Origin of the sequence: Marilutibacter maris (assembly GCF_006546735.2) — a bacterium.
In the GTDB taxonomy this organism is placed as follows: domain Bacteria; phylum Pseudomonadota; class Gammaproteobacteria; order Xanthomonadales; family Xanthomonadaceae; genus Marilutibacter; species Marilutibacter maris.
Genome location: NZ_VICD02000268.1, coordinates 1 through 8,609 on the forward strand (window position 1 = coordinate 1; position 8,609 = coordinate 8,609).

Here is an 8,609-nt window from a genome sequence, read left to right on the forward strand (position 1 = left end):
CCGCGTTGCTGGGGTCCTCGATCCAGCGCAGGGCGTGTGTCCCGGCGTGTTCCAGCAGGGCCGCGCGCGGCGTCTCCAGCAGCGGTCGCCACAGCCAGCCCCGGCCGCATCGCCGCCAGGCGCGCATCGCCGCCAGGCCGTCGGTGCCGGAGGCGCGCAGCGCGCGCAGCAGGAAGGTCTCGGCCTGGTCGTCGCGATGATGACCGGTGACCAGCACCTCGTCCGTTCCCAGCGCCGCCTCGAACGCGGCGTGGCGGGCGTGGCGCGCCGCCGCCTCCAGGCCGAGCCCGGCATCGCGCGCGACCTCGACGCGGACCACGGTCAGCGGGATCGCCAACGCGTCGCAGAAACGCCGGCAGTGCCGTGCCCAGTCGTCGGCATCCGGGTGCAGACCGTGATGGACGTGGATCGCGCGCAGGCCGTCGCTGCGCCGGCGCGGCTCGCTGGCCAGCAGATGCAGCAGCACGGTCGAGTCCAGTCCGCCGCTGTAGGCCACCAGCAGCGGCGCGGGCGAGGGGGCGTCGGGCGGCAGGTCGGACAGCATGGATCAAGTCTAATCGGTGGCCGATGCGATCCGCGCCGCGTGTACCATCGGAGTCGGTTCCAGGGCGTGTGGCGGGGTGGGCGATGAGCGAAGACAGGACCGAGGCGTGGCGTCGCTGGCTGGTCAGGGGCTTGCTGTCGCTGGCGGTACTGCTGCCGGCCGCGGCGATCGGCATGTACCTGCTCAACCCGCTGGGGGCGAACTCCCTTGACCCGCGCCAGCGCATCCTCGGCCATGCGCCTTATCGCATGCCTTCGATGGGGATGTCGCCGACGCTGGAGCCGGGGACGATCGTGATCGTGCGCGCCGGCGCCTACCGCGATCGCGGCCCCGGGCGCGGCGAGATCGTGGTGTTCGCCAATCCCGATGACGGCAACCACTGGCTGCAGCGGGTGATCGGCCTGCCCGGCGAGACCGTGTCGATCGAGGACTGCGTGCTGATGATCGACGGGCGCGCGCTGGGCGAGGACTACGTGGCGCCCGGTCGTGCGGTCGAGGACTACTCCTGCCGGATGGCGCCGCTACCGGTGCCGCAGGGCCAGTACCTGCTGATGGGCGACAACCGCGACAACAGCATGGACGGCCGCATGATGGGGCCGATAGCCGAGGACACCCTCGTTGGCAGGGTGGTGAGGGTCCTGCACGCGGAATAGAGGTCCGCGTCCGGGCTCCCCGCGAGCGGTGGAGCCCCGGCCGTCATGCGCTGTCGATCAGGCGTTGTCGTAGGCGCCGTAGGCGCGCAGGCGGCGGTAGCGGCGATCCAGCAGTTCGTCCGCCGGCATCTGGTCCAGCGCGTCGAGCTCGTTGAGCAGCACCGCCTTGAGGCGGGTCGCCATCTGCTTCGGATTGCGGTGGGCACCGCCGATCGGCTCGCGCACGACCTTGTCGACCAGGCCCAGGCCATGCAGGCGCTTGGCGGTCAGGCCCAACTGCTCGGCGGCGTCCTTGGCCTTGGCCGCGTCCTTCCACAGGATCGAGGCGCAGCCTTCCGGCGAGATCACCGAGTAGGTGCTGTATTCCAGCATCAGGGTGCGGTCGCCGACCCCGATCGCCAGCGCGCCGCCGGAACCGCCCTCGCCGATCACGGTGCAGAGGATGGGCGTGCGCAGCTCGCTCATCTCCAGCAGGTTGCGCGCGATCGCCTCGGACTGGCCGCGCTCCTCGGCGCCGATGCCGGGATAGGCGCCCGGGGTGTCGATGAAGGTGACCAGCGGCAGCTTGAAGCGTTCGGCCAGCTTCATCAGCCGCAGCGCCTTGCGGTAACCCTCCGGTCGCGGCATGCCGAAGTTGCGCCTGACCTTGGACTTGGTGTCGCGCCCCTTCTCGTGGCCGATGATCACCACGCTGCGGCCGTCGATCCGGCCGAGGCCGCCGACGATGGCGGCGTCGTCCTTGAACGCACGGTCGCCGGCCAGTTCCTGGAACTCGTCGCAGATCACCCGGATGTAGTCCATCGTGTACGGCCGCGCCGGATGACGGGCCAGCTGCGAGACCTGCCACGGGCTGAGGTCGCGGAAGATCTGCGCGGTCCGCTGGCGCAGCTTGTCCTGCAGCGCATGCACCTCGGCATCCACATCCACCGCCGGTCCATGGCTGGCGTGGCGCAGTTCCTGGATCTTGGCTTCCAGGTCGGCGATCGGCTGCTCGAAGTCGAGGTAGTTCGGATTCATGCGTCGGCAGATAGTGGGCGGTGGGCCGCCGGGAAAGGGCACAGTCTAGCCGACCCCCGGGGTCCGTACCGAGCCGTCTGGTACGGATCTTGCACGCTGGCCGCGTATCGGGTAGGGCGCGAGTCCGGTGGCTGGCGCGCGGACGCGGCCCGCTCAGAGGCCAAAATAGTCCTTGACTCCGCCCAGCACGCTGGCGGTCGCGACCGATGCCAGGATCAGGCCCATCACCCGGCTGATGATGCTCGCGCCGCTGTTGCCGATGAAGCGGTGCAGGCGCGTGGCCAGCAGCATGCACACCAGCACCACCGCCAGGACCGCCAGCATGGTCAGCGTGGTCTGCGCCTGCTGCCAGATGTTGAAGCGGTCGTTCTCGGTCAGCAGCACCGCCGCCAGCATCGCGCCGGGGCTGGCGATCGACGGCACCGCGAGCGGGAACACCGCGGTCTCGTGGCCGCATTCGGCCATCTTCACCTCCTGCTCGGGCTTGCTCTCGCCGAAGATCATCGACAGCGCGAACAGGAACAGGACGATCCCGCCGGCGATCTGGAACGCCGACAGCGGGATGTCGACCGCGGTCAGGATCAGTTCCCCCGCGACCACGAAGAAGATCAGGATCGCGGCCGAGATCAGGGTCGCGCGTCTGGCGATCCGGCGGCGGGTGCGTTCGTCGTACTGACGGGTGACCGCGATGAAGACCGGAATCGTCCCGATCGGGTCGATCACCGCGAAGAAGAAGATGAAGGTGGCGACGAAATCGATCATGCGACCCTCATCTTAAGTGAGCCCGCGGACAACGGGCGTGACGGCGTCAGCTCCAGGGCCGCGCCAGCGCCAGCTTGACCGCCTTGACTCCCGGCACGGCGCGCAGGGTGGTGACCAGGTCGGCGTCGACGCGGACCGAATGGCTGCCGTTGAGATCGAGCATGCCGGCGGCGCCGGGGCGCAGCAGGTCCAGCCGGATCGGGGTCTTGCCCGGACGGTGCCGTTCCAGCAGCGCATCGACCTGTTGCCAGATGCCGGGCACGCGCAGATCCAGCCGCAGCGACAGGCGGCGGGCATGGTTCGCGCAGACGGCGGCGTAATCCCAGCAGCGCTGCGCCTTGAGCGCGAAACCGCCGCTGAAGGTGTCCTCGCGCAGACCGCCCTGCACGATCAGCAGGCGGTCGCGGCTGAACAGCGCGGCGTACTCGGCGTAGGTCTCGGCGAAGAACGCGCACTCCAGGCGGCCACGGCCGTCCTCGATCTGCACGAACATCTGGCTGTCGCCCTTCTTGCGCATCGCCACCACCTGGCCGGCGACCACGCTTTCGACTTCCGGGCGCCAACCGCTGCGGGCCGATTCCGGACGCGACTCCCAGATTTTTTCCAGATCACCCAGGTCGTGGCCGAGCAGGCCGCGCAGCTCGTCCCGGTAGGGGTCGAACGGGTGACCGCTGAGGTAGTGGCCAAGGGTCTCGCGTTCGCCGTTGAGCAGTTGCGTGAGCGGCCATTCGGCGACCTCGGGCAGGTCGATGTGCAACTCGGCGACCGGCGACTCGCCGCCGCCGAACAACGACACCTGGCCGGCGGCGCGTTCGCGGGCAAGCTGCTCGGTGGCCTTGAGCACTTCCGGCAGCTGCAGCATCAGGCTGGCGCGGTTGCAACCCAGCGCGTCGAGCGCGCCGGCCTGGGTCAACGCCTCCAGCGCGCGGCGGTTGAGCTTGGTGCCGTCGACCCGTTTGCAGAAATCCAGCAGGTCCTTGAACGGGCCGGAGCGGCGCGCCTCGACGATCGCCTCGCAGACGCCGCGGCCCACGCCCTTCACCGCGCCCAGGCCGTAGCGGATCGTGCCCGGCGCCACCGCCTCGAACATGTACTCCGAGTGGCCCACGTCCGGCGGCAGCACCTCCAGCTCCATCACCCGGCATTCGTCGAGGAAGCCGGTGACCTTGTCGGTGTTGTCCATGTCCGAGGACAGCACCGCGGCCATGAACTCGGCGGGGTAGTGCACCTTCAGCCATGCGGTCTGGTAGGCGACCAGCGCGTAGGCGGCCGAGTGCGACTTGTTGAAGCCGTACTCGGCGAACTTCTCCATCAGGTCGAAGATCGGCGTGGCCTGGCTCGCCGCGATGCCGCGCTCGGCGCAGCCGGTCTCGAACTTGGCGCGTTCCTTCGCCATCTCCTCGGGCTTCTTCTTGCCCATCGCGCGACGCAGCATGTCGGCGCCGCCCAGCGTGTAGCCGGCCAGCACCTGGGCGATCTGCATCACCTGTTCCTGGTAGACGATGACGCCGTAGGTCGGGGACAGCACCGGCTCCAGCAGCGGGTGCGGATAGCTGACCTCGGTGCGGCCGTGCTTGCGGTCCACCCATTCCTTGTCCATCCCCGAGCCCAGCGGGCCGGGGCGGAACAGTGCCGCCAGCGCGATGATGTCCTCGAAGGTGTCCGGCATCGCGCGCTTGAGCAGCTCGCGCATGCCGCGGGATTCGAACTGGAACACCGCGACCGTGTCGCCGCGCGCGAACAACTCGTAGCTGGGCTTGTCGTCCAGCGGCAGCGCGGTGATGTCCAGCAGTGGCTGGCCATCCTTCGCCAGGCGCGCGTTGATCGCCTTCACCGCCCAGTCGATGATGGTCAGCGTGCGCAGGCCGAGGAAGTCGAACTTGACCAGGCCGACCGCCTCGACATCGTCCTTGTCGAACTGGGTGACCGGGTTCCTGCCGCGCCCCTCGCCGTCGTGTTCGGCGTACAGCGGGCAGAAGTCGCTCAGCGGACTGGGCGCGATCACCACGCCGCCGGCGTGCTTGCCGGCGTTGCGGGTCAGGTCCTCCAGGCTGCGCGCCAGGTCGATCAGGTCGCGCACCTCCTCGTCGCTGTTGTAGCGCTCGATCAGGTCGGGCGAGGCCAGCCCCTCGCTGGCGCGGGACTTCTCGGTCTCGCCCATGGCGTCGTCGAGGCTGATGCCGAGCGTGTTCGGGATCAGCTTGGCGATGCCGTCGACCAGACCGTAGGGATGGCCGAGCACGCGGCCGGAGTCGCGCACCACCGCCTTCGCCGCCATCGTGCCGTAGGTGATGATCTGGCTGACCCGGTCGCGACCGTACTTGCGCGCGACGTAGTCGATGACCTCGTCGCGGCGGTCCATGCAGAAGTCGATGTCGAAGTCGGGCATCGACACGCGTTCGGGGTTGAGGAAGCGCTCGAACAGCAGGTCGTAGGGCAGCGGATCGAGATCGGTGATCCCCAGCGCCCACGCCACCAGCGAACCCGCGCCCGAGCCACGGCCGGGGCCGACCGGGATGTCGTGCTGTTTGCCCCAGTTGATGAAGTCCGCGACGATCAGGAAGTAGCCGGGGAACCCCATCTTGATGATGACGTCGAGTTCGGTCTCCAGGCGGTCGTCGTAGTCCTGGCGGGTCTTGCCCTCGGCCAGCGGCGCCTTTTCCAGGCGCGTGGACAGGCCCTCGCGCGCTTCGTTGCGCAGCCACGATTCGATGGTGTGCTCGGAAGGCACCGGGAACGCCGGCAACGCGTACTCGCCCAGCTTCATCTCGACGTTGCAGCGCGTGGCCAGCGCCAGCGCGTTGTCGATCGCGTCGGGCACGTCGGCGAACAGTTCGAGCATCTGTCCGGTCGACTTCAGATACTGCTCGGGGCTGTAGTCCTTCGGTCGCCTGGGGTCGTCGAGCACGCGGCCGGAGGCGATGCAGACACGGGCCTCGTGGGCGTCGAAGCCCTCTTGGTCGAGGAAGCGCACGTCGTTGCTGGCGACCACCGGCAGGCCGCGCTTGGCCGAGGCGTGCAGGGCGAAGGCGTTGAACGCCTCTTCGCCGTCGCGGCCGGCGCGGGTCAGCTCGATGTGCAGGCGCTCGCCGAACGCGCCCTGCCAGTCGGCCAGCCAGGCCTCGGCGTGATCGTGCTTGTTGGCGACGGTGAGCTTGCCGGCCAGGCTGTGGCGGCCGGCCAGCACGAACAGGCCGGCGTTGTCCTCGCGCAGCCATTCCGGGCGCATCGCCACGCTGTCGGCGCGGTGCCCTTCCATCCACACCCGGGTCAGCAGTCGCGACAGGGTCAGGTAGCCTTCGCGGTCGCGGCACAGCAGGGTCAGTCGCGAGGTCGCCTCGTTGCCGTCGGCCAGGCCGATGTCGGCGCCGATGATCGGCTTGATGCCCGCGCCCTCGGCCTTCTTGTAGAACTTGACCGCGGCGAACACGTTGTCGATGTCGGTGATCGCGACGGCCGGCTGATCCAGCTCGACGCTACGCTTGACCAGCTCCCCGATGCGGACGGTGGAGTCGGCCAGCGAGTATTCGCTGTGCAGGTGGAGGTGGACGAATCGGGATGCGGGCATTGGGGGGTCGTAAGCGACCGTCTTGCAGGCATGCAGGTTAGCAGTCCCCCGGGCAGGCACAAGGCTTGACGGCGCGGCGATGGCCACTCCCCGCCCGGGACGGTCGCCCGCCGCCCCGGGTATCGCCGCGCGATCGGGTCAAACCACGCGCAGAGGGCTGTCCTCGGAGGCCCGGGTGTCGACGTAGTGCCCGGCGCTCACGCGGGCGTTGTGGCGCAGTTGCTCCAGTTCGGCGAGGCGGTCGCGGAACCAGGCCTGGCGACGCGCCTGGGCATCGCCGCCGGGGTGTTCGCGGGTCCGGTAGTCGCAGAAGTCCCGGTATTGCTCGACCTCGGCCTCCAGCGTCGGCCATGCCAGCTCCAGCATCAGTGCGTCGTCGAGCATTCCAAGCGCCGGAGTGCCGTCCGGAATCAGGTCGTCGTCGCGATCCATGTAGGCGATCAGCCGGCCGACCCGGGCACGGGTGCCGGCGTCGGTATCCCAGTCGGGATCGGCCAGCATCGCGCGGATCAGCTCGATCCGTTCGAGACGGTCGGCCAGCAGCTGGCGGGCGCGTTCGGGCGGCAGCGCGGCCAGCCATTCGGCGACGGCCTGCAGGCGCGGAATGTCGACCCGCAGGGCATCGGGATTGATCTCGTGCAGCAGCGCGTCGAAGCTCGCCACCGCGGCGGGCTGCCAGGCCATCACCGCATCGCGTGCGTCCGGTGGCAGCGCATCGGCGCCGAACGGCATCGGTGGGCTGGGCGGGTTGATCAGGGCGCGGCGCATCGCACACCTCCGTCGCCGGCGGTGCGGATGGTTCCGGGGGGCGGCGGGCCGGCGTGTGCGCCGCGTCCCTGGGGCCGGGCCTGGGCGGCAACCGGCGGGCATCTGTTGGGATGCGTCGATAGGATCGGGCGTTTAAAGCCTAGCGCCCAGTGGGAAAAGGCACCGTGACGGCTGGCCCGTTACGATCGGCTCACACCCGTTCAGCCGACGCCGGCGCTCGCCTCAGCGCGAAGCTTCCAGGCTCCGGCGTACCGGGGCGAAGCTGCGCCGGTGCGCCGGGCAGGGGCCGTGCGCGAGCAGCGCGGCGAGGTGAACCGGCGTCGGGTAGCCCTTGTGGGCGTCGAAGCCGTACTGCGGCCACTGCCGGTGGAGGGCGATCATCGCGCGGTCGCGGGCGACCTTGGCCAGGATCGAGGCGGCCATGATCGCCGGTTCGATGGCGTCGCCGCCGACCACCGCCTCGCCGGCGCAGCCCAGGCCGGGCGGCACCAGGTTGCCGTCGATGCGGGCCAGCCGCGGCGACGGGTCGAGGCCGGCAACCGCCCGCCGCATGCCTTCCAGGGTTGCCTGCAGGATGTTCAGCGTATCGATCTCGGCCGGCTCGACGAATTCGATCCGCCAGGCCAGCGCATGTCGCTGGATCAATGGAAACAACGCCTCGCGGCGCTTGCCGCTGAGCTTCTTCGAGTCGTTCAGCCCGGCGATGGGGTGGGCCGGGTCGAGGATCACCGCGGCCACCGCGACCGGTCCGGCCAGCGGACCGCGCCCGGCCTCGTCGACACCCGCGACATGTGGCTCCGCCGCTTCGGGTATGAACAGGTCGCCGCAGTGCGCGGCGTGGGCGGCACGCTCACCCATGCGCGCGGATGTCGGTCGCGGCGCCATCGGCGCCGTCCAGCAGCCCGGCGATCGCCGTCGCCGCCTGGATCGAGGCATCGCAGCGCAACTGCCGATGGATCGCGGCGAAGCGCGGCTCCAGCGCGGCGACCGCGGCCGGATCGCGCAGCCAGGCCAGCACCGCGTCGGCAAGCGTGTCCGCGCGGCAGTCGTCCTGCATCAGCTCGGGCACGAGGCGCTCGCCGGCCAGCACGTTGGGCAGCGCGTAGCGGTCGACCTTGAGCAGGCCCAGGCCCTTGACGATGCGGTAGGTCAGCGGCGCGACCTTGTAGCCCACCACCATCGGTCGCTTGGCCAGCATCGCTTCCAGGGTCGCGGTGCCGGAGGCCAGCAGCACCACGTCGCTGGCGATCATCGCGGTGCGCGCGCGGCCATCGGTCACGCGGATGTCGGGCAGGCC

Annotated in this window: 8 protein-coding genes; 1 reads left to right on the top strand and 7 read right to left on the bottom strand. The window is 70.0% G+C overall.

Annotated features, from left to right (window positions below):
• The coding region (gene tilS / locus FKV24_RS15430; RefSeq protein WP_141483023.1) for a tRNA lysidine(34) synthetase TilS at positions 1 to 544 on the bottom strand (544 nt) is incomplete at its 3' end.
• Between the two features lie 83 nt (positions 545 to 627).
• Between tilS and lepB the strand changes: the two genes are divergently transcribed.
• Positions 628 to 1,197 carry a signal peptidase I gene (gene lepB, locus FKV24_RS15435; protein WP_170288335.1) on the top strand — a complete coding sequence of 190 codons (570 nt, stop codon included), beginning with the start codon at positions 628 to 630 and terminating at the stop codon, positions 1,195 to 1,197.
• A 57-nt stretch (positions 1,198 to 1,254) separates the two neighbouring features.
• Here the strand turns inward: lepB and FKV24_RS15440 are convergent, their stop codons facing one another.
• The 6 genes from FKV24_RS15440 to FKV24_RS15465 all read right to left on the bottom strand — a co-directional run.
• Positions 1,255 to 2,214, bottom strand: coding sequence for an acetyl-CoA carboxylase carboxyltransferase subunit alpha (locus FKV24_RS15440; RefSeq protein ID WP_141483025.1), 960 nt, complete (start codon positions 2,212 to 2,214; stop codon positions 1,255 to 1,257).
• A gap of 153 nt (positions 2,215 to 2,367) precedes the next feature.
• The gene (locus tag FKV24_RS15445) at positions 2,368 to 2,976 is read right to left on the bottom strand and encodes a MarC family protein (protein ID WP_141483026.1); all 609 of its coding nucleotides are present in this window, start codon (positions 2,974 to 2,976) and stop codon (positions 2,368 to 2,370) included.
• A 46-nt stretch (positions 2,977 to 3,022) separates the two neighbouring features.
• Positions 3,023 to 6,544 carry a DNA polymerase III subunit alpha gene (gene dnaE, locus FKV24_RS15450; protein ID WP_141483027.1) on the bottom strand — a complete coding sequence of 1,174 codons (3,522 nt, stop codon included), beginning with the start codon at positions 6,542 to 6,544 and terminating at the stop codon, positions 3,023 to 3,025.
• A gap of 138 nt (positions 6,545 to 6,682) precedes the next feature.
• Entirely contained in the window at positions 6,683 to 7,312 is a 630-nt protein-coding gene (locus FKV24_RS15455) for a YkvA family protein (RefSeq protein WP_141483028.1), read from the bottom strand.
• A 222-nt stretch (positions 7,313 to 7,534) separates the two neighbouring features.
• Positions 7,535 to 8,170, bottom strand: a complete 636-nt coding sequence (gene rnhB / locus FKV24_RS15460) for a ribonuclease HII (protein WP_111267993.1) — start codon at positions 8,168 to 8,170, stop codon at positions 7,535 to 7,537.
• Positions 8,163 to 8,609 (bottom strand): glycosyltransferase family protein (locus tag FKV24_RS15465; protein WP_484502561.1); only part of this gene is annotated, 447 nt, incomplete at its 5' end. The genes FKV24_RS15465 and rnhB, both read right to left, overlap by 8 nt.